The sequence below is a fragment of the Rhodococcus sp. 21391 genome (assembly GCF_016772255.1).
Classification (GTDB): domain Bacteria; phylum Actinomycetota; class Actinomycetes; order Mycobacteriales; family Mycobacteriaceae; genus Rhodococcus_F; species Rhodococcus_F opacus.
Genome location: NZ_CP063781.1, coordinates 6,251,030 through 6,269,919 on the forward strand (window position 1 = coordinate 6,251,030; position 18,890 = coordinate 6,269,919).

At 67.7% G+C, this 18,890-nt stretch carries 20 protein-coding genes and 1 tRNA gene; 7 read left to right on the forward strand and 14 right to left on the reverse strand.

Features of this window, described 5'->3' with window-relative positions:
• Nucleotides 1-14: 14 nt before the first annotated feature.
• The 4 genes from GO592_RS28820 to GO592_RS28835 all read right to left on the reverse strand — a co-directional run bounded on the left by GO592_RS28820 (nt 15) and on the right by GO592_RS28835 (nt 6,842).
• A complete protein-coding gene (locus GO592_RS28820; protein ID WP_007298398.1) occupies nt 15-1,994 on the reverse strand; it encodes an ABC transporter ATP-binding protein in 1,980 nt (659 codons plus the stop codon).
• A complete protein-coding gene (locus GO592_RS28825) occupies nt 1,991-3,724 on the reverse strand; it encodes an ABC transporter ATP-binding protein (protein ID WP_007298397.1) in 1,734 nt (577 codons plus the stop codon). The genes GO592_RS28820 and GO592_RS28825 overlap by 4 nt, the downstream gene beginning before the upstream one ends.
• Before the next feature lie 116 nt (nt 3,725-3,840).
• Nucleotides 3,841-6,189, reverse strand: coding sequence for an MMPL family transporter (locus GO592_RS28830; RefSeq protein WP_007298396.1), 2,349 nt, complete (start codon nt 6,187-6,189; stop codon nt 3,841-3,843).
• A 50-nt stretch (nt 6,190-6,239) separates the two neighbouring features.
• Nucleotides 6,240-6,842 carry a TetR/AcrR family transcriptional regulator gene (locus GO592_RS28835; RefSeq protein WP_005253325.1) on the reverse strand — a complete coding sequence of 201 codons (603 nt, stop codon included), beginning with the start codon at nt 6,840-6,842 and terminating at the stop codon, nt 6,240-6,242.
• Nucleotides 6,843-6,963: 121 nt separating this feature from the next.
• Between GO592_RS28835 and GO592_RS28840 the strand changes: the two genes are divergently transcribed.
• From GO592_RS28840 to GO592_RS28860, 5 genes are all read left to right on the forward strand, one after another.
• Complete coding sequence (locus GO592_RS28840) at nt 6,964-7,779, forward strand: class I SAM-dependent methyltransferase (RefSeq protein WP_007298395.1); 816 nt, start codon at nt 6,964-6,966, stop codon at nt 7,777-7,779.
• 136 nt (nt 7,780-7,915) lie between these two features.
• Nucleotides 7,916-8,989 carry an aromatic ring-hydroxylating dioxygenase subunit alpha gene (locus tag GO592_RS28845; RefSeq protein WP_007298394.1) on the forward strand — a complete coding sequence of 358 codons (1,074 nt, stop codon included), beginning with the start codon at nt 7,916-7,918 and terminating at the stop codon, nt 8,987-8,989.
• A gap of 18 nt (nt 8,990-9,007) precedes the next feature.
• The gene (locus tag GO592_RS28850) at nt 9,008-9,223 is read left to right on the forward strand and encodes a hypothetical protein (protein ID WP_005561602.1); all 216 of its coding nucleotides are present in this window, start codon (nt 9,008-9,010) and stop codon (nt 9,221-9,223) included.
• Nucleotides 9,224-9,238: 15 nt separating this feature from the next.
• Complete coding sequence (locus tag GO592_RS28855; protein WP_007298393.1) at nt 9,239-10,198, forward strand: PDR/VanB family oxidoreductase; 960 nt, start codon at nt 9,239-9,241, stop codon at nt 10,196-10,198.
• 15 nt (nt 10,199-10,213) lie between these two features.
• Nucleotides 10,214-10,966 carry an IclR family transcriptional regulator gene (locus tag GO592_RS28860; protein WP_005561607.1) on the forward strand — a complete coding sequence of 251 codons (753 nt, stop codon included), beginning with the start codon at nt 10,214-10,216 and terminating at the stop codon, nt 10,964-10,966.
• Here the strand turns inward: GO592_RS28860 and GO592_RS28865 are convergent.
• Both GO592_RS28865 and GO592_RS28870 read right to left on the reverse strand, forming a co-directional pair.
• On the reverse strand, nt 10,932-11,429 hold the full coding sequence (locus tag GO592_RS28865; RefSeq protein WP_005248742.1) for an RrF2 family transcriptional regulator: 498 nt from the start codon (nt 11,427-11,429) through the stop codon (nt 10,932-10,934). The genes GO592_RS28860 and GO592_RS28865 overlap by 35 nt on opposite strands.
• Nucleotides 11,430-11,466: 37 nt before the next feature.
• Nucleotides 11,467-11,883, reverse strand: a complete 417-nt coding sequence (locus tag GO592_RS28870; protein WP_007298392.1) for a VOC family protein — start codon at nt 11,881-11,883, stop codon at nt 11,467-11,469.
• Nucleotides 11,884-12,048: 165 nt separating this feature from the next.
• On the opposite strand from GO592_RS28870, the gene GO592_RS28875 reads away from it, so the two are divergent.
• Nucleotides 12,049-13,017, forward strand: a complete 969-nt coding sequence (locus GO592_RS28875; protein ID WP_005253308.1) for a sterol desaturase family protein — start codon at nt 12,049-12,051, stop codon at nt 13,015-13,017.
• Here the strand turns inward: GO592_RS28875 and GO592_RS28880 are convergent.
• The 6 genes from GO592_RS28880 to GO592_RS28905 form a co-directional block, all read right to left on the reverse strand.
• The gene (locus GO592_RS28880; RefSeq protein WP_007298391.1) at nt 12,949-13,632 is read right to left on the reverse strand and encodes a YceI family protein; all 684 of its coding nucleotides are present in this window, start codon (nt 13,630-13,632) and stop codon (nt 12,949-12,951) included. The two genes, GO592_RS28875 and GO592_RS28880, sit on opposite strands and share 69 nt — an antisense overlap.
• A 69-nt stretch (nt 13,633-13,701) precedes the next feature.
• Nucleotides 13,702-14,496: an SDR family NAD(P)-dependent oxidoreductase gene (locus tag GO592_RS28885; protein WP_007298390.1), complete on the reverse strand. Its 795-nt coding sequence runs from the start codon at nt 14,494-14,496 to the stop codon at nt 13,702-13,704.
• A gap of 93 nt (nt 14,497-14,589) precedes the next feature.
• Nucleotides 14,590-14,680 (reverse strand) — tRNA-Ser (locus GO592_RS28890).
• Nucleotides 14,681-14,735: 55 nt separating this feature from the next.
• Nucleotides 14,736-14,927, reverse strand: a complete 192-nt coding sequence (locus tag GO592_RS28895) for a CsbD family protein (protein ID WP_007298389.1) — start codon at nt 14,925-14,927, stop codon at nt 14,736-14,738.
• A gap of 138 nt (nt 14,928-15,065) precedes the next feature.
• Nucleotides 15,066-15,524, reverse strand: coding sequence for a nucleoside deaminase (locus GO592_RS28900; protein WP_005561213.1), 459 nt, complete (start codon nt 15,522-15,524; stop codon nt 15,066-15,068).
• 11 nt (nt 15,525-15,535) lie between these two features.
• Nucleotides 15,536-16,075, reverse strand: a complete 540-nt coding sequence (locus tag GO592_RS28905; protein WP_007298388.1) for a tRNA adenosine deaminase-associated protein — start codon at nt 16,073-16,075, stop codon at nt 15,536-15,538.
• Between the two features lie 49 nt (nt 16,076-16,124).
• On the opposite strand from GO592_RS28905, the gene GO592_RS28910 reads away from it, so the two are divergent.
• Nucleotides 16,125-17,093, forward strand: coding sequence for a prephenate dehydrogenase (locus tag GO592_RS28910; protein ID WP_039951748.1), 969 nt, complete (start codon nt 16,125-16,127; stop codon nt 17,091-17,093).
• Nucleotides 17,094-17,142: 49 nt separating this feature from the next.
• Here GO592_RS28910 and GO592_RS28915 read toward each other — a convergent pair whose 3' ends face one another.
• Complete coding sequence (locus GO592_RS28915) at nt 17,143-17,730, reverse strand: putative glycolipid-binding domain-containing protein (protein WP_005248751.1); 588 nt, start codon at nt 17,728-17,730, stop codon at nt 17,143-17,145.
• Nucleotides 17,727-18,839, reverse strand: a complete 1,113-nt coding sequence (locus GO592_RS28920) for a hypothetical protein (protein WP_007298386.1) — start codon at nt 18,837-18,839, stop codon at nt 17,727-17,729. The genes GO592_RS28915 and GO592_RS28920 overlap by 4 nt, the downstream gene beginning before the upstream one ends.
• Nucleotides 18,840-18,890 lie beyond the last annotated feature (51 nt).

The following is an 18,890-nucleotide window of genomic DNA, read 5'->3' on the forward strand; positions in this document are numbered from 1 at the left end:
GTACTCACAGGTCGTCAGACATCGGCGCCGACGAACTGGCTGTTGTAGAGGCGGTAGTACGCGCCGCGGGTGAGGAGCAGGTCGTCGTGGCTGCCCTGCTCGACGATGCGACCGCCCTCCATGACGACGATGAGGTCGGCGTCGCGGATGGTCGACAAGCGGTGTGCGATCACGAAACTCGTGCGATCGCTGCGCAGGACCGCCGTCGCGTGCTGCACCAGCAACTCGGTGCGGGTGTCGACGGAACTGGTCGCCTCGTCGAGTATCAGGATCGACGGCTGCGAGATGAACGCGCGGGCAATGGTGATCAGCTGTTTCTCACCGGCACTGATGTTGCTGCCCTCTTCGTCGATGACGGTGTCGTAGCCGTCGGGCAGCGAGTGGACGAACCGGTCGACGTAGCTGATCCGCGCGGCCGCCTGGATCTCCTCCTCGGTGGCGTCGGGACGTCCGTACGCGATGTTGTCGCGGATGGTGCCGCCGAACAGCCACGCGTCCTGCAGCACCATGCCGATGCGGGACCGCAGGTCGTCGCGCGACATCTCGGCGATGTCGACGCCGTCCAGGAGGATCTTGCCGCCGTCGAGTTCGTAGAACCGCAGGATCAGGTTGACGAGTGTGGTCTTGCCGGCGCCGGTGGGTCCGACGATGGCGACCATCTGACCGGGTTCCGCCACCAGCGACAGGTTCTCGATCAGCGGCTTCTCCGGCGAGTAGCTGAACGACACGTCCGAGAACTCCACCCGGCCGAACGTATGGACGCGACCCGCATCACGGGGCTCCGCCGGTGTGGGAGCTTCGGTGAGGTCGGGCTCCTCCTCGTCCTCGTCGAGGATGGCGAACACCCGCTCGGCGGACGCCACACCCGACTGCATGAGGTTGACCATCGCCCCGATCTGGGTGAGGGGCTGGGTGAACTGGCGCGAGTACTGGATGAACGCCTGCACGTCGCCGAGGCTCATCGTGCCGGACGCCACCCGCATGCCGCCGAGCACGGCGATGGCCACGAAGTTGAGGTTTCCGAGGAACATGATCGCGGGCATGATCAGACCCGAGATGAACTGGGCCCGGTAGCTGGCCTGGTAGAGCGCCTCGTTCTGCTCCTCGAAGCGGGCCTCCACCTCACGGCTGCGGCCGAACACGGTGACCAGTTCGTGGCCCGTGTACGCCTCCTCCACGTGAGAGTTGAGCGCTCCCGTCGACTTCCACTGCGACACGAAGTGCGTCTTGGACCGTTTCGCGATCTGCGCCGTCACGAGGATCGACAGCGGCACCGTCAGCACCGCGATCAACGCGAGCAGCGGCGAGATGACGATCATCATCACGAGGATGCCGATCACCGTCATCGCCGACACGATCAGCTGGCTCATCGTCTGCTGCAACGACTGCGAAACGTTGTCGATGTCGTTGGTGACCCGGCTCAGCAGGTCGCCGCGGGAGTGGGAGTCGAAGTAGCGCAACGGAAGTCGGTGGATCTTCCGTTCGACCTCGGCGCGCAGGTTCTTCACGACGCCCTGCACGATGATGTTCAGCAGGAAACCCGACAGCCACATGAACACCGACGACCCCAGGTACAGGGCCAGCACGATCGCCAGCACCCGGCCGAGCGCACTGAAGTCGATACCGACACCGGGCACGACGGCCATGCCGGACACCATGTCGGCGAACGTGTTCTGCCCGTCGGCCCGCAGTGCGGCGACGGCCTGATCCTTCGACATCCCGGCGGGCAACTGCGCGCCGATGATGCCGTCGAAGATCAGGTTCGTGCCCTGACCGAGCATGCGCGGCGCGATCGAGGTGAGCACCACCGACACGGCGGCGACCAGGAGAACGATGCCGACGGCGATCCGGTGGGGACGCAGCCGCCTCAGCAGCCGCTTGGTGGACGGCCACAGGTCGTTCGGCTTGGACCCCGGGGCACCCGGAGCGACCGGTCCCGGAATACGGGGGCCGGCGGGCCTTTCGGCAGTGGTGGTGGTTGCGCGATCGCTCATAGTGCTTCCTGGACCGATCGTTGGGATTCGACGATCTCGACGTAACACGGACACGTCTCGAGCAGTTGGTCGTGCGTGCCGATCCCGACCACCGCGCCGTCCTCGAGGACCACGATCTGCTCGGCCTCCACGATCGTCGAGACACGTTGGGCGACGACGATGACGCACGCGTCCGAAGTTTCGGGTTTGAGCGCCGCACGCAGCCGGGCGTCGGTGGTGAGGTCGAGGGCGGAGAAGGAGTCGTCGAACAGGTAGATCGACGGGCGACGGACCAGTGCCCGCGCAATGGCGAGTCGCTGTCGCTGACCGCCGGACACGGTCGTGCCGCCCTGCGAGATCGGGGTGTCGAGACCCTCGGGCATCGCGCGGACGAAATCGGCGGCCTGCGCGATCTCCAGAGCCCGCCACAGTTCGTCGTCGGTGGCATCGGGCTTGCCGTACCGGAGGTTGGTGGCGACGGTGCCCGAGAACAGGTACGGCCGCTGCGGAACGAGTCCGATTCCGGACCGCAGGACGTCGAGGTCGATGCGACGCACATCCGTGTCGGACACGGTGACCGAACCCGACGTGGCGTCGATGAGACGCGGGATCAGCGACAGCAGCGTCGTCTTACCGGATCCGGTGCCGCCGATGATCGCGGTGGTCTTGCCCGGTTCGGCGCGGAAGCTGATGTCACGCAACACTGGTTCGTCGGCGCCGGGGAACTTGAACTGGGCGTCGCGCAGTTCCACCACACCGGGGTTCTCCAGCACGGTGACCGCATCGACCGGCGGCACGACGGTGGAATTCGTGTCGAGCACCTCGCCGATACGTTCGGCGCAGACGGTGGCGCGGGGGGCCATCATCGCGATGAACGACGCCATCATCACCGACATCAGGATCTGCATGATGTAGCTGAGCATCGCGGTCAGCGAGCCGACCTGCATGGTGCCGCTGTTGATCTCGTGACCGCCGAACCAGATGACGGCGACACTGGTGATGTTCGCGATGACCATCACGAGGGGGAACATCACCGCCGTCAGCCTGCCGACCCGCAGGGCTGTCTGGGTGAGCTGCTCGTTCGCGTCGCCGAACCGCGCCACCTCGGACCGCTCACGGACGAACGCCCGCACCACGCGGATACCGGTGATCTGCTCACGCAGCACCCGGTTGACCCCGTCGATACGGGTCTGCATCTCCCGGAACGCGGGCACCATCCGCGAGATCACGAACCCCATGGACAGCGCGAGAACCGGCACGGTGACCGCCAGGATCCAGGCGAGCCCGGCGTCCTCCCGAATCGACATCACGACACCGCCGACGCACATGATCGGCGCCATCACCAGGATCGTGCAGCTCATCACGACGAGCATCTGCACCTGCTGCACGTCGTTGGTGTTGCGGGTGATCAGGGACGGCGCGCCGAAGCGGCCGAATTCGCGGGACGAGAAGCTCCCGACCTGATGCATCACGGCGCGGCGCACGTCGCGCCCGAAACCCATTGCGGCACGGGCGCCGAAGAACACGGAACCGATCGAGCAGATGATCTGCACGACGGTGACGAGCAGCATCATGAGGCCCGTGGACAGGATGTACCCGGTATCGCCCTTGGTGACGCCGTTGTCGATGAGATCGGCGTTCAGACTGGGCAGGTAGAGGGCGGCCGCGGTCGCGACGAGCTGGAACAGGACGACCGCCGTGAGGTCCCGCTTGTACGGGCGGAGGTACGTGGTGAGCAGGGCATTCAACATGGGCAGCGATCCTGGCGGGTCATCATTGTGTCCGAAGGTTACCAACAGAAGGCCTACGGCCTTGTGCGCCTTTCCGGTAGCAGGCACTACCAGAAAGGCGCACGGGCGCGAAGCGCCTACCGGACGGGCTGCAGCGGTTCGTCCGCGTCGTGCAGGACCTTCTTCAGCTTCTCGCCCTCGATGTCGACGTTGGGCAGGATCTTGTCCAGCCACTTCGGCAGCCACCACGCCTTGTCGCCGAGCAGTGCCATCACTGACGGGATGATCACCATGCGCACGACGAAGGCGTCGAAGAACACGGCCGCCGCCAGGGCGAAGCCGATCGACTTGATGAACGAGTTCGGCTCGGCGATGAACGCCGCGAACACCGAGATCATGATGACCGCGGCGGCGCTGACCACCCGGGCACCGTGGTTGAAGCCGACGGTGACGGCCTGCTTCGCGGTCGCGCCGTGGACGTATTCCTCCCGCATCCGGGTCACCAGGAACACCTGGTAGTCCATCGCGAGACCGAACACGACGCCAATCAGGAAGATCGGCATGAAGCTGACGATCGGCTGCGGGTTGGAGATGATGCCGCCCCAGCCCTCCTGGAACACCGCGACCGTGGCACCGAACGTGGCCGCGACGCTGAGGAGGAAGCCGAGCGTGGCCGTCAGCGGCACGAGCACCGACCGGAACACGAGCAGTAGCAGGAGGAAGGCCAGGCCCACGACCACCGCGAGGTACGGGATCAGCGCGTCCTGCAGCGTCTCGGACACGTCGCCTTCGAGCGCGGTCTGCCCGGTGACGCCGTAGTTGACACCGATCGAATCGTGCAGACCTGCTTCCGCATCGCGGATGTTGTTCACCAGGTCCATCGTCGCCGGATCGCTGGGAGCGCTGCTCGGCGTCACCAGGATCTGCGCGGTGTCACCGGCCTTGTTCACGCCGACGACCTGCGCGTTGGACACGTCGTCCTGCGCGGTGATGGTCTTCACGACCTCACCGAACGCCGCCGACGGCGTGCCGGTGGTGACGTCCTTGGCGTCGACGACGACGAGCAGCGGACCGTTCTTGCCGGGGCCGAAGCCTTCGCTCACGAGGTCGTAGGCCTGCCGGGAGCTGGTGGCGGGGTCGCCGGTGCCCTCGCTGGGCAGGGCCAGGCTCAGGCCGGTCGCGGGGATGGCGAGAGCCACGAGCACCACGACTCCGGCGATCAGCGGAATCGCGGGACGGCGGACCACGGCGCTGATGTACCGCAGGGCGAGGCTCGGCTTGCCCTCGTCGTCCTCGAGGTCGCGACTGCTGAGGAACGGGATCTTGCCTGCGAACGCCTTCTTCCCGAACAGCCCGAGGATCGCGGGCAGGAGCGTCAACGCGATCGAGACGGCGATGAACACCGTGAACGCGGCGGCCGCGCCCATGTCGGAGAGGAACGGGATCCCGACGACGCGCAGCGCGATCAGGGCGATGATCACCGTGAGACCGGCGAATACCACGGCGGAACCGGCGGTGCCGACGGCACGTCCGGCCGCTTCCGAGCGGTCGTCCGTGAGGGTGAGTTCGTGCCGGAACCGGGACACGATGAACAGCGAGTAGTCGATGGCGACGGCCAGGCCGATCATGATGGCCAGCGTGGGTGTCATCGAGCTGAGGTCGGTGAAGCCGGTGGCGACGGTGATGCCGAGGCTGCCGATCATGATGCCGATGATCGCGGTGATCAACGGCAGGCCCGCGGCGACCAGCGAACCGAACGTCAGTGCGAGCACGACAGCGGCCACGCCGATACCGACGAGCTCGGTGGCGCCACCGGGCGGTTCGGCTTCGTTGGCGGCGGAACCACTGATCTCGACGGTCAGTCCGGCGTTGCGGCCGGCGTCGGCAGCGGCCGAGATCTGGTCGCGCAGAGCCTGGTCGACGTCACCCATGCTGCCCTTGAACGGCACCTCGACGTAGCCGACGGTCTTGTCGGCGTTGAGCGGGGACAGCGCCTGCGCGTTCGCGACGGCGGCCTCTTCACCGATTCCCTTGTCGGCCGCGGACGACTTCGCCATCTCGACGAGCTGCTCGTTCGCCGTGACGGGGTTGACCAGCGCCTTCGCGGCGTCGGCGCCCGAGGCGGTGGTGGGATCGACCTTGGCGGCGTCCTGGACCTGGTCGATGCCGCGCACCTTGGCGAGCACCGCGTCCATCGCCTGCCGACTCTGCTCGCTCTCGAGGGTCTGCCCCTCGGGAGCGGCGAACACGTAACGCGCGCTGACGGCGTTCATCGGGTCGCTGCCCGCGGCCTCGGGGAACCGTTCGGCCATCAGGTCCTGCGCCTGCTGCGCGGGGGTGCCCGGGATGGAGAACGAGTCCTTCGTGGGCCCGGACAGTGTTGCCGCCCCGACGCCCATGAGGACCAGGATCACCAACCAGACGCTGAGGACCGCACCTTTTCGCCGGTAGGCGAATCTGCCGATCCGATAGAGATAGGTGGCCACGAGAGGCTCCTTCTGAGTCGGTGGAACGAAGAGTGATTCGGGGCAGCCGGCTACGGCTGCGGGATTCCCTGACGGAGTTGGCGCATGGCGTCGCGGACCAGTTCCTCGGGTCCGCTCGCGCCGGACTTGCCGCTCATCCACAGGTCGAGCGACGCCTTGCACGCCGATCCGACCGCCAGGTGCAGCAGGTTGGGGTAGAGGTCGGTGTCGATGTTCGTGCCCGTGCGTTCGGCGATCACTTCACCGACCAGACGGGTGACGCGCAGGTGCACTTCGAGTTTCTTCGCGAGCAGCGCGGGGCTGGTCTCGACGAGTTCCATCATCACCGCGGTTTCTTCGAGCGGTTTCGCCGGATCGGTGACGATCTGGACCACCACGTGCTCGAGGGAATCCCAGATCGGCTCGTCCTCGGGACGGGCGCGGAGCAGGTCCACCCAGTCGTGGACGGACTGCTCGAAGTGCGCGAGTACCGCCTCCTCCTTGCTGGAGAAGTAGTTGTGGAACGTCCGAGTCGAGACTCCCGCCTCGGACGCGATGGCGTCGGCAGTGACGCATTCGATGCCCAGCGCGCGGGCCAGGCGTGCGGCGGCGCCGCTGAGGGCTGCGCGCGTGGCGGCCTTCTTGCGGTCCCGCAGTCCGATTTCCGAAATCACTACTCCGACGGTACAGAACTTGCAGAGCTCTGCAAATTTGCGTGACAGTGCAACTTTTATGTTCTTGCCCACAGTCCGCGCAGCACTGTGCCGGGAGTCACCGCGGCGTTACGGTGGATCCATGTCCGATCCGACGGCGCCGCTGTCGTTCCGGGCGGACGAGATCGACCGCGCCGCCCTGGACCAACTCGCCGCCGTCCTCGACCTGCAGGCCGCGCGCCCGGGAATCCGGCGACTGCGCGAGTGGTCGCTCGCTGCCCTGCACGTGCAGCCGGGCGAGAGCGCCCTCGACATCGGATCGGGCACGGGATCGGAGACGCGGGCACTCGCCGCCGCGGTCACCGCCTCGGGTCGCGCGATCGGACTCGATCCCAATCCCGGCATGGCCCTCCTCGCACGGGAGCGGACCGAGGAGGAGGGCTCGGCCGCGCAGTTCGTGATCGGCGACGCCTACTCGCTGCCGTTTCCCGACAACCGCCTCGACGTCGTACGGTGCGAGCGGGTGTTCCAGCACCTGAGCGAGCCGGACCGCGCGGCGGCGGAAGTGGCGCGCGTGCTGCGGCCCGGCGGGCGCGGCGTCATCGTCGACAGCGACTGGGGCACGGCGATCATGCACCCCGGAGATCCCGAGATCCTGCAACGGATCATGGACGTGATGCTGTCGCACACCGCGAACCCGCACTCCGGACGGCTGCTCCCGGGACAGCTCACCTCCGCCGGACTCGTCGTCGAGGACATCGGCACGGAGGCGCTGATCCAGGATCCGGGCGATGTGACCGGCCCACTCGTCCAGATGATGACGGCCGCCGCGATCGCCGCGGGGGCGATCACCGGCGCGCAGAGCGCCGAGCTGCTGGACCAGCTGAACGCCGCCGCCCGCAGCGGCGACTTCCACATGTCGGTGACGATGTTCGCCTACCTCGTCCACAAGCCCTGACGAAACCCTTCCGACATTCGGAAACCGAGTGTGGTGGATCACCTCCGGTGCCGCACAGTGGTGGAGACGACGCTGACGCCTCACCGAGTCCGGCGTCACGAATAGCGCAGCAGCCCAGCATATTTCGGAGGCACCCATGTCCACGATCGCCCGCAACCAGTGGTACGTCGCAGCGTACGGCCGTGAGGTCGGACGCGAGCTGTTCTCGCGCACCATCTGCGAGGAGCCGATCCTGTTCTGGCGGACCGAGGCCGGCGAAGCCGTCGCGATGAGCGACCGGTGCGTGCACCGCCGGTACCCGCTGTCCGAGGCGCCGAGCCGGCTCGACGGCGACAAGGTGGTCTGCGGCTACCACGGATTCACCTACGGCAGCGACGGCGGCTGCGTGTTCGTGCCCGGCCAGGCGCGCGTTCCCCGCACCGCCCGGCTGAAGTCGTATCAGGTGGTCGAGCAGGACTCGTTCGTGTGGGTCTGGATCGTCGACCCACAAAACCCCGAGCAGGGCGATCCCACCCGCATCCCCCGCGCACCGTGGATGGACTCCCCCGACTACACCGTGGTCAGCGGTATGGAACCGATCGACTGCAACTACGGCCTGCTCGTCGACAACCTGATGGACCTGTCGCACGAGACGTACCTGCACGGCGGCTACATCGGCACCCCCGAGGTGGCGGAAACCCCGATCACCACGGAGATCGACGAGGACCGGAACGTCATCTACGTGTCCCGGCACATGGACGACGCCGAGTGCCCGCCGTTCTACTCGAAGTCCACCGGCATCGAGGGACGCATCACCCGCTGGCAGGACATCGAGTACACGCCGCCGTGCCTGTACCTTCTGCACAGCCGCATCGCCCCGATCGGCGCACCGCTGCCCGGCGACGACGGCTCCGACCCGCACGCGTTCCACAGCGAGATCGTGTACGCGATCACCCCGTCGACGGAGAATTCCACCCTCGACTTCTGGGCCGTGGCCCGCGACTTCGCGCTCGGCGACGACGCCGTCACGACGTTCCTGGCGGAGAACAACCGGACCGTCGTGATGCAGGACGTCGTGGCGCTGAACGTCCTGCAGAAGGCGCTCGACACGGAAAAGGACGGCTACCAGGAGCTGTCGATCAACATCGACGCCGGTGGCCTCGGTGCACGCCGGATCCTGAAGAAGCTGGTCGACGCGCCGCAGGCCGTCACGGCAGCGGCGGTGGGCTGAGCCGTGGAACCGACCAGGATGCTCCGCGGCGCCAACGTGATGCGCATCGTCTGGCTTCCGGGCTCGGACCTGCTCGAGGGCGAGTGCCACTGCGGCGCGCGACACGTCGCGGAAGAACCCGCCACCCTCTGGGAGTGGTTGCTCGCCCACCCCGAGGGACACCACCCCGCCGATCCGCCGGTGCCCGCCACGCCACTGCCCGCGGCGCCGGAATCCGCTCCCGTTCCCGTCTGACCCGGAGAAACCGCCATGCCTACCCCACCCGAACCCGTGCTCGAGCTGGAGCTGACCACCAGGACCACCGGCGCCGACGGCGTCGTCGTCTTGGAGTTCCGCGACCCGTCCGGCGCCGACCTGCCCGCGTGGACGCCGGGTGCGCACATCGATCTGGTGCTGACGCCGGAGCTCACCCGCCAGTACTCGCTGTGCGGCGACCCGGCCGACACCGGGACCTGGCGCGTCGCCGTGCTGCGGGAGGCGATGGGGCGCGGCGGTTCGCAGTTCGTGCACGACAAGCTGAGCGAGGGCGACCGCGTCACGGTCCGGGGACCGCGGAACCATTTCGAGCTCGCACCGTCACCGCGGTACGTGTTCGTCGCGGGCGGCATCGGGATCACGCCGATCCTCACCATGGCGCACGCAGCGGAGAACGCCGGCGCCGACTGGACCCTGGTCTACGGCGGGCGCAGCCGCAGTTCGATGGCGTTCGCCGACGCACTCGCCGAGCGGTTCGGCGACCGGGTGGTAGTGCACCCCGAGGACGAGCACGGCCTCATCGACCTACCGGGACTGCTCGGCGACGTCCGGGCCAACACCCTCGTGTACTGCTGCGGGCCCGCGCCGCTGCTCGACGCCGTCACCGGTCACTGCGACAGCTGGCCGTCCGGCGCGCTGCACATCGAGCGCTTCGCGGCCAAGGATCTCGAGGAGCCGGTCCGCGCCGAGGGGTTCGAGGTGGAGCTGACTCTGAGCGGCAAAACCGTCACGGTGGCACCCGAGCAGTCGATCCTGCAGGCCGTCACCGCCGCCGGCGTCCAGGTGCTGTCGTCCTGCGAGGAAGGGACCTGCGGAACCTGCGAGACGGCCGTGCTCGGCGGTACTGTCGATCACCGGGATTCCCTGCTCACAGCGGACGAGCAGGCCGCCAACGACACCATGATGATCTGCGTCTCGCGTGCGAGCTGTCCACGTCTGACGCTGGAACTGTGAGACGGAGAACGAGCAATGGCGATCACCGGATCGGTGACCATTCGCTCGTTGCGGCTCCTCGAGCTCTTCACCCCCGCGTCCCCGCGGCTGACCCTCAGCGATCTGTCGCGGAAGTCGGGGTACCCGCTGAGCACCGTGCACCGGCTGACCAGCGACCTCATCGAATGGGGCGCCCTCGAACGTGACAGCAGCGGCCGCTTCACGGTCGGGCTCAAGCTGTGGGAGATCGCGTCGCTCGCACCGCGCGGCACGATGCTGCGCGAACTGGCGATGCCGGTGATGGAGGACCTGTCGCAGATCACGCGGGAGAACGTACAGCTCGGCATCGCCGAGGGCACCGAGGTCGTGTTCGTCGAACGCATCGCCGGACAGAAGGCCGTGCCAGTCCAGACCCGCGTGGGCGGCAGGTTCCCGCTGACGGCGTCCGGCATCGGCCTGGCCCTGCTCGCCTACATGCCCGCCGACGTGCAGGAGCAGGTGCTGAGCGGGCCGATCGAGAAGTTCACCGAACGGACAGTCACCGACCCCGTCGTGCTGCGGCGGACGCTCGCCGAGATCCGCCGATCCGAGGTCGCGATCAGTGATCGCCAGGTGACCATGGACGCGGTCTCCGTCGCGGCACCGATCTTCGAGCGTCCCGGAGCGGCGGTCGCGGCCGTGTCGCTGGTGGTCTCGGCGGAGAACGCGTCACTGAACGCGCTGGTCCCGCTGGTGCGTGCGGCCGGCCGGACGATCAGCCGCGCGCTGCGCCCTCGTCAGCCGTCGTAGCCGGACGGGTGCGACGCTCCCAGGCCCCCGGATCGGATGTCAGCGTGGTGAGGAAACCCGGCAGCTGCTCGTTCGCCACGTCCGCCAGGCTCACGTTCTCGAGCACGGCCCGCAGGTTCACCCGTACCGCGATCCACACGTCCTGCAGTTTGGCGGCCGGCCCGCAGTAGTCGACGTCCTCGGGACGCTCACCCCGCACCGACGCGAGCGGACCCTCGACGGTCCGGATGACGTCGGCGATCGTGATGTCCTCGGCGGGACGGGCCAGCCAGTAGCCGCCGTCGGGTCCGCGCCTGCTGTTGACCAGTCCCCCGCGCCGGAGGTCGGCGAGGACGGCCTCGAGGAACTTGTGCGGAATGGTCTGCGACTGTGCCAGGAACTCGGCCTTGGACGGGGACGGCCCGGCAGCGGCCAGTTCGATCAGCGTCCGCACGGCGTAGTCCACCTTTGCGGTGATGTGCACACCGAATTCCTACCATCCGAGTATGAAAACGGGCAACTCACGCTTCGCCGCGCGCACCCAGAATGTCCAGGTAATGCGGGTTGTGCGTGACGCCGAGGATGTTGCCGAACGGGTCCACGACGGACGCGGTGACGAATCCCGACTCACGTTCGGTGCGCGGCTCGCGCTCTGTCGCGCCCATCGACAGCAGCTTCTCGACGGCGGCGGTCACGTCGTCGACGTGCCAGAACACCACCACGCCAGACGGGCCGTCCGCGGCGCCGTGCGGGGCGTATCGACGGTCGATGATGCCGAGCTCATGCTGGTAGTCGCCGATCCGGTATTCGATGTACGCAGGGTTCTCGGAGTCGGGGCGTTGGAAGTACGGGGCGATGCCGAGCACGGCGCTGTACCACTCGCGGGCCGCCGGGATGTCGTCGGCGAAGAGGCTGACGGTGGTGAGTCCTCGCAACATGACGAGTCCTTTCGACTGATCCGGCTCTTGCTGACGGATCCATTCTTCGCCGCAAAAGTGCGCACCCGATGAGCACTTTGTTTGCCTCTTCGAATCGAGGCGGATAGTGATGCGTGTCACTCCGAGGTACATTGAACTGGACGATCGTCTTGTGGAGGAAGCAGCATGTGGGAGACCGTGACGTCGGCGTGGAATTCGGCGTTGCTGACGCCCCTGCACGAGCCGGTGACGCTGGCCATCCCGGCGTTCGTGCTGTTCCTCGCCATCGAATGGTTCGCGGCCCGGCACCTCGAGGACGCGACGTTCGACCCCGACGGACGGTCCCGCCCGGTGCGCGGAGGCTACGAGCGCCGAGACGCGCGGGCGAGCGTGTCGATGGGCGCCGTGTCCATCCTGACGACCACATTCTGGAAGCTGCTGGCCCTGATCGGGTACTCCGCCATCTGGGTGTACCTCGCGCCGTGGCACCTACCCGCGGACGCCTGGTACACGTGGGTGATCCTCATCCTCGGCGTCGATGCGCTGTTCTACGCGTATCACCGGATGGCGCACCGCATCCGCCTGATCTGGGCCACCCACCAGGCGCACCATTCGAGCGAGTACTTCAACTTCTCGACCGCGCTCCGCCAGAAGTGGAACAACAGCGCCGAGATCGTGATGTGGATTCCGTTGCCGCTGATCGGCGTTCCGCCGTGGATGGTGTTCATCGGATTCTCCGTGAACCTCGTCTACCAATTCTTCGTCCACACCGAGCGCATCGGCACGCTGCCCCGGCCCATCGAGTTCGTGTTCAACACCCCCTCTCATCACCGCGTCCACCACGGCTGCGACCCCGAATACCTCGACCGCAACTACGCCGGCATCCTCATCGTGTGGGACCGGATGTTCGGCACGTTCCAACCCGAAACCCACCGCCCCACCTACGGACTCACGAAACCGGTGGGCACCTACAACATCTGGAAACTGCAGACCCGCGAATACGCCGCCATCGTCCGGGACTGGCGCCGGGCATCGTCGTGGCGCGACAAGCTCGGCTACGTGTTCGGGCCGCCCGGCTGGGCGCCGTCAGGAACGCGCGAAGCTGACCAGGAAGTCGACCGTGCCGTTGCCGTCCACGGTCACGAAGCCCAGTGACGGCGGCGTCACCCCGAAGTCCGTCCAGGTCACCGGGATACTGCCCGAGGCGATGAGGTCGTCGCCGGAACGCAGCACGTCGATGTCGACGGACACCGGACGCGACTGCCCCTTGAGGGTCAGCGTGCCCTGGGCCGTGACCGTTCCCACGGAACCGTCCGCAGGCAGCCCGGACAGATCGACCGGGGAATCGACCGTGAACGTGGCGGTCGGGAACGTGCCGGTGTCCATCACGTTGCCGCGGAACTGGTTGTCGCGGCGGGACTGATCGGTTGCGATCGTCGCCACCTGCACGGTCACCTCGCCGGCGGTGAGTTTCTCGCCCTCGACGGTCGCGTTGCCGGTCGCGTCTCCGGTCGACCCGACCACCGTGACGCTGGCGCCGTTGAGGATCTCGTGGACGGTGTACCCCGCCGCCGTCTGGTTGGAACCCTGACCCGGCGTGACGGTCCACTGTCCGTCGACCGATCCGGTGGCCGCCTCCGCGCCCTCGGTCGACACCGAGGCCGCCGGTGCGTCGTCCTCCGCGATGAATTGGCCGTAGAACCACGGTCCCACCAGCACCGCGATCACGACGATGACAACTGCGCCGACCAACCACCACAGCTTTTTCATGAGATCACGCTAATTGCAGCTTCAACGGATGTCACTCGCTACGACCTGCGAGAGTGCTGTGAACGGCGGTCACGGGACGATGGAATCGATGTAGCCGCCGTCCACCCGCACCGCCGCGCCGGTGGTCGCCGACGCCTGCGCCGAACTGAGGTAGACGACCATGTTCGCGATCTCCTCCGGCTCGATGAGTCGCTGCAGCAACGACTGCGGCCGGTACTTCTTCATGAACTCGCGCTGCGCCTCTTCCCACGGCAGGTCCGTGTCTACCAGGCTGTAGACGAAATCCTCCACACCGCCCGTGTGGGTGGGGCCGGCGAGAACCGAGTTGACCGTGACCCCCGTCCCCGCCGCCTCTTTCGCGAAGCCGCGCGAGACCGCCAGCAGTGCCGTCTTCGACATCCCGTAATGGATCATCTCGGCGGGAATGACGATCGCGGAGTCACTGGCGATGTCGAGGACCCGGCCCCACGACCGTTCGACCATGCCGGGCAGGACCAGACGTGTCAGCCGGATCGCGGACAGCACATTCACCTCGAAGTAGCGGCGCCACTCGTCGTCGTCGATCTCCAGGGCCGGCTGTGAGCCGAAGATCCCCAGATTGTTGACGAGGATGTCGACGCCCGGAACGATCTCCAGGACCCGGCGCGCGCCCTCGTCCGTCGTGACGTCGGCGGCCGCCGGAACGAATTCGCCGTCCGGGACGTCGGCCCGCAGTCGCTCGATCGCCGCACCCACGGACTTCTCGGTGCGGCCGTTGATCGCCACCCGTGCGCCGGAGCGGGCGAGACCCGCTGCGATCGCGGCGCCGATGCCCTGCGTCGATCCGGTGACCAGTGCCGTCCTGCCCGTCGAGTCGATGCGCATGTCGCCTGCCCCTTCCCTCCAGGACACGCTAACGAACATCCCCGGCACGGATATACAAAAAGCTCCCCACCTGCGTGTGCAGGTGGGGAGCCCTGGCGGTGGCGGAGGGATTTGAACCCTCGGACGGGGGTTACCCGTCACACGCTTTCGAGGCGTGCTCCTTAGGCCGCTCGGACACGCCACCGCCGGTGACTTTACCGGATGTGGCGCCCGAGCCCGAAATCGCCAGGTGAAACCGTTTAAGTCAGCTTGTCCTTGAGGTTCTTGGCGGCGTCCTTGGCCTTCTCGCCGGCATCCTTCACCGCCGAGGACGCCTGGTCTGCCTTGCCCTCGTCGCGCAGGTCCGGATCGCCCGTGGCTTTGCCGGTGGCTTCCTTCGCCTGGCCCTTGAGGTCTTCCGCCTTGTTCGAAGCTTTGTCTGCGATTCCCACGAGATACCTCCGTGAATCCGATTTCGAACCCGGGGACGGGTCCGGCGGCGCCTCGTCAGCGCCTGTCTCCAGAGAAGCACGGGTCATGCGGACCCGGCCACATTGTGTCGAGTACCCCACGAAAGAGTTTGAAACCGGTCAGCGCCGTTCACGGAAGAAGTCTTCGAGGATGCCGGCGCATTCGTCCTCGAGAACACCGCCCCTGACCTGCGGGCGGTGCGTGAGGCGGCGGTCGCGGACCACATCCCACAACGAGCCGACGGCACCGGTCTTCGGCTCCCACGCCCCGAACACGACCCGGGAGATCCGGGCCAGCACGAGCGCGCCCGCGCACATCGTGCACGGCTCCAGCGTCACCGCGAGCGTCGCCCCCTCGAGACGCCAGCCGTCGCCGTACACCCGCGCAGCGGCCCGCAACGCGATGATCTCCGCGTGGGCCGTCGGATCCGACATCGCCTCCCGCGAGTTCACGGCCCGCGACACCTCGACACCGTCGGCGTCGAACACCACCGCACCCACGGGCACGTCGGCGTCGGTGGCGGCCCGGGCCGCCTCGATCGCCGCGCGGATCATCCGCTCGTCGTCCTGAAGAGTCACGGCGCGTGGAACTACCGGGGAAGCTTGTCGAGAACCCCGGCCAGCTCCGTGGTGAACCCGAGCCGCTGCGCGATCATCCCGAGCTGCTCGTCGGGATACAGGTCCGTCTCGGACGTGATGACAGCCAGAACAGGTTCGGGCAGACCGAGGTCCGCGAGCAACGACAGGTCGCCTTCCTCCCACGGCTCGATGTCGTCGAGTTCGTCCGGGTCGATGTCCGGGACGTCGACGTTGAGCGCCTCGAGGACGTCGGCGGCGATGTCGTAGTCGAGGGCCGCGGTGGCGTCGGACAGCAGCAGACGCGTTCCCGACGGCGCAGGCCGAAGCACGACGAAGAATTCGTCGTCCACGTCCAGCAGACCGAAGAACGCGCCCGCGCTACGAAGGGCCCGAAGCTCCTCCTCCGCGACGCTGAGACTGGTCAGAGCAGCCGAAGTGAGGGCCTTGACCTTCCACCGGCCGTCCTCGTGTACTACCGCGACACCGAAGCCCTCCAGATCCTCTGACCGATCCGAGGAGGCGCTGTTGTTTTCCGCGCGCTGTGCACCCATGAGCGCAACGGTAGCCCGCGGGGTGCCGGTAAATGAAGTCCGCACTCGAATGTGCCAACCTGTTCGGGTGTCTGATACCCCTTCCGCACCTCCGGTGTGCGTGCTCGGCCTGGGCTTGATCGGCGGTTCACTGCTGCGTGCGGCGGTCCGGGCGGGCCGCGAGGCGTGGGGTCACAACCGATCCGCGCCGTCCGTCGACGCCGCCCGGGCGGACGGCTTCGACGCCGACACCGATCTGGTCGCGGTGCTCCAGCGTGCGTCGGCCGCGTCGGCGCTGATCGTGATCGCGGTCCCCGTGCCCGCCGTCGCCGCCACCCTCACCGCGATCGCCCTGTACGCACCGAACTGCTCGATCACCGACGTCGTCAGCGTCAAGGCGGAGGTCGCGGCGGCGGCAGCCCGTCAGGGCCTCGCCGACCGCTACGTGGGCGGGCACCCCATGGCGGGAACGTCGGCGTCCGGGTGGAGCGTCGGCAGCGCCGACCTGTTCCGGGAAGCCGTGTGGGTGGTCGGCACCGACGACGGCGTCGACCCCGCCATCTGGACGCAGGTCGCGCAACTCGCGTTGGACTGCGGTTCCGTCGTCGTGCCCGCCGAGTCCGCCGAACACGATCGGGCGGTCGCGCGCATCTCGCACCTGCCGCACCTACTGGCCGAGACCCTCGCAATCACCGGTGCCCGCGGCGGACCGCTCGCCCTGGGCCTGGCGGCCGGCTCGTTCCGCGACGGCACCCGCGTGGCTGGCAGCGCGCCCGGCCTCGTCCGGGCCATGTGCGAGGGCAACCGGGACGCCCTGCTGATCGCCCTGGACGAGGCGCTGGTACTGCTGCAGGACGCGCGGACCGAACTGGCGGACCAGTCGTCGGCGGCGACACTCGTCGAGGCCGGCCACACCGCTCGCCTGACATACGACAACCAGGAGACGTGGGAAATCACCGGCATCGTTCCCGGCCACGCAGGCTGGATCGACGACATGCGTGATGCGGGTCGGCGGGGAGGGCGGCTCCGCCGCCTGTGAGCCGTTCTGGTTGCCGGAGCTACCAAAAAGGCGCACGGGTGCGGAGCGCCTAAATCCGTTCGGCCAGGCCCGGGTAGTCGATGATGAACCCGTCGCGGTCGACGGTCACCGAGGAACTCGACACCGGGGACAGCACGTGGATGCCGTCCGGACCACTGCTGTAGGTGAGGATCGCGCCCTCGACCCGCAGGTCCAGGAGGTTCACGTAGACGACGGGTACCTCGACGTCCTCGGACCCGAGGTGCAGTCCGTACCGCCGGATGGGCAGGGCGTTGAAGAACGGGCTGAGCACCATGTCGACGTCGAGGGCGCCGTCGAACGTGGACCGCTGGTGGTTGGCGCCGTGCTCCACCATCCACGTGCCCTCTTCGTCCCGGCTGATCGACATCTGCCGTTCACCGGCCGCGACGGACGTCCGCAGCGACAGCCGGCGGGTGACGCCGCTTTCGTCCGTGACGAGGTCGTAGGACGCGCTGAACGCCGGATGCTCAGGGCACTCGCCGCCGATGATCCGTCCTGCTGCCTTGATGCGGTCGCCGTTGAGCTGGACGCGCACCGATTCCATTCGGGGTGCGTTGTCCGCCCGCCACGTCAGTACTGCGGGCCAGGTCGAGGCACCGGAGGCTTGGATGCTCACCTGTCTACGGTAAGCGACGACGGCTCCCGGGGTGGCAACGGGCCGAGTTTCGTTGCAGCAGAGTTGCCGAGACTCAGTGCCCGGGCTCGTTCCGTGACCGCGATGCGCGACGAGAAGACGACGAGGGCGCCGAGTCCGACCGCCACGTTCAACAGCGCCCCGAACTCCTGGGCGACGAAGTCGAACACCTCGGTGAGCAGGACCGTAACCAGGGCCGCGGCCCGCAGGAACTGCAACGGCCACAGCTTCCCGTTCCTCAGTCGCACGATGGCCGACCAGCACAGGACGAACGCGATCGCGGACCCGGTGAGCTGGCCGACCGTCGTGATGTCCGTTCCCTCGTCGCCGCGGAGGTCGTCGTCGAGCGTGATCACCGCACTGAGCAGTCCCAGGGTGGAGAACAGGGTGAGGAGCACGGCCGCCGTCCAGAGCATCCCGGGACCCTTCGCGAAGGCGGGGGTCGCGCGGCGGGCCAGCTCCCGGGCCGTGGGCACGGTCCGGCCGTTCCGGTCCGGGCAGTGGGTGAGCAGATCCCGGACCGACGTCAGCGTCGCCTCGTCCGCGCCGGCGGCGGCCGCCCGGCGCAGCTGCGCCAGCGCCTGCTCCCGGCGTGCGCGGTCCAGCCCGCGGTCCAGGCCGCCCAGTGCGATGGCGGCGGCGTTGGCGACGTCCTCCGTCGGGGTCGGCGGCCGGACGTCGTGCAGCGACCGGTTGACCAGCAGCAACACGACGATCACCACGTACATGATCGCGACGGACGGCCGATAGAAGTAGTCGTTGGACTTGGTGACGAACTTGCCGATCTCGTCGAGGAACAACCCGAACCCGATGCCGCCGATCACGACGCCCAGGACGCGCGGTTTCATCCCCAGGAACGAGAACACGGTCACCAGCGCCACGACCATGCCGAGTCCGCCCCACAGGACGTGCGCGATGTGCAGCGAGGAACCCCCGACCTGCGGATAACCGGTGAGGTGAAGGTAGGCGCGGGTGAGCAGGATCGTGACGATTCCGATGATGACGAACGCTTCGACGAGGCCGCTGCCCTGGGCGTCGCGCAGGAGGTGCGGCCGGTTCCGGAAACCCGAGATCCGGAAACCCGAGATCATGGCGCCTCCCTGTGCTCCCACCTACAGGAAGTCTATGTGGCTTCGCCACCC

Coding starts and splice junctions, on each gene's coding strand:
- GO592_RS28885 (WP_007298390.1), bottom strand. CDS start 14,496: ATGCGCATCGACTCGACGGGCAGGACGGCACTGGTCACCGGATCGACG.
- GO592_RS28820 (WP_007298398.1), bottom strand. CDS start 1,994: ATGAGCGATCGCGCAACCACCACCACTGCCGAAAGGCCCGCCGGCCCC.
- GO592_RS28850 (WP_005561602.1), top strand. CDS start 9,008: ATGCTCCGCGGCGCCAACGTGATGCGCATCGTCTGGCTTCCGGGCTCG.
- GO592_RS28860 (WP_005561607.1), top strand. CDS start 10,214: ATGGCGATCACCGGATCGGTGACCATTCGCTCGTTGCGGCTCCTCGAG.
- GO592_RS28905 (WP_007298388.1), bottom strand. CDS start 16,075: ATGGGTGCACAGCGCGCGGAAAACAACAGCGCCTCCTCGGATCGGTCA.
- GO592_RS28880 (WP_007298391.1), bottom strand. CDS start 13,632: ATGAAAAAGCTGTGGTGGTTGGTCGGCGCAGTTGTCATCGTCGTGATC.
- GO592_RS28840 (WP_007298395.1), top strand. CDS start 6,964: ATGTCCGATCCGACGGCGCCGCTGTCGTTCCGGGCGGACGAGATCGAC.
- GO592_RS28855 (WP_007298393.1), top strand. CDS start 9,239: ATGCCTACCCCACCCGAACCCGTGCTCGAGCTGGAGCTGACCACCAGG.
- GO592_RS28845 (WP_007298394.1), top strand. CDS start 7,916: ATGTCCACGATCGCCCGCAACCAGTGGTACGTCGCAGCGTACGGCCGT.
- GO592_RS28875 (WP_005253308.1), top strand. CDS start 12,049: ATGTGGGAGACCGTGACGTCGGCGTGGAATTCGGCGTTGCTGACGCCC.
- GO592_RS28825 (WP_007298397.1), bottom strand. CDS start 3,724: ATGTTGAATGCCCTGCTCACCACGTACCTCCGCCCGTACAAGCGGGAC.
- GO592_RS28910 (WP_039951748.1), top strand. CDS start 16,125: ATGTGCCAACCTGTTCGGGTGTCTGATACCCCTTCCGCACCTCCGGTG.
- GO592_RS28920 (WP_007298386.1), bottom strand. CDS start 18,839: ATGATCTCGGGTTTCCGGATCTCGGGTTTCCGGAACCGGCCGCACCTC.
- GO592_RS28870 (WP_007298392.1), bottom strand. CDS start 11,883: ATGTTGCGAGGACTCACCACCGTCAGCCTCTTCGCCGACGACATCCCG.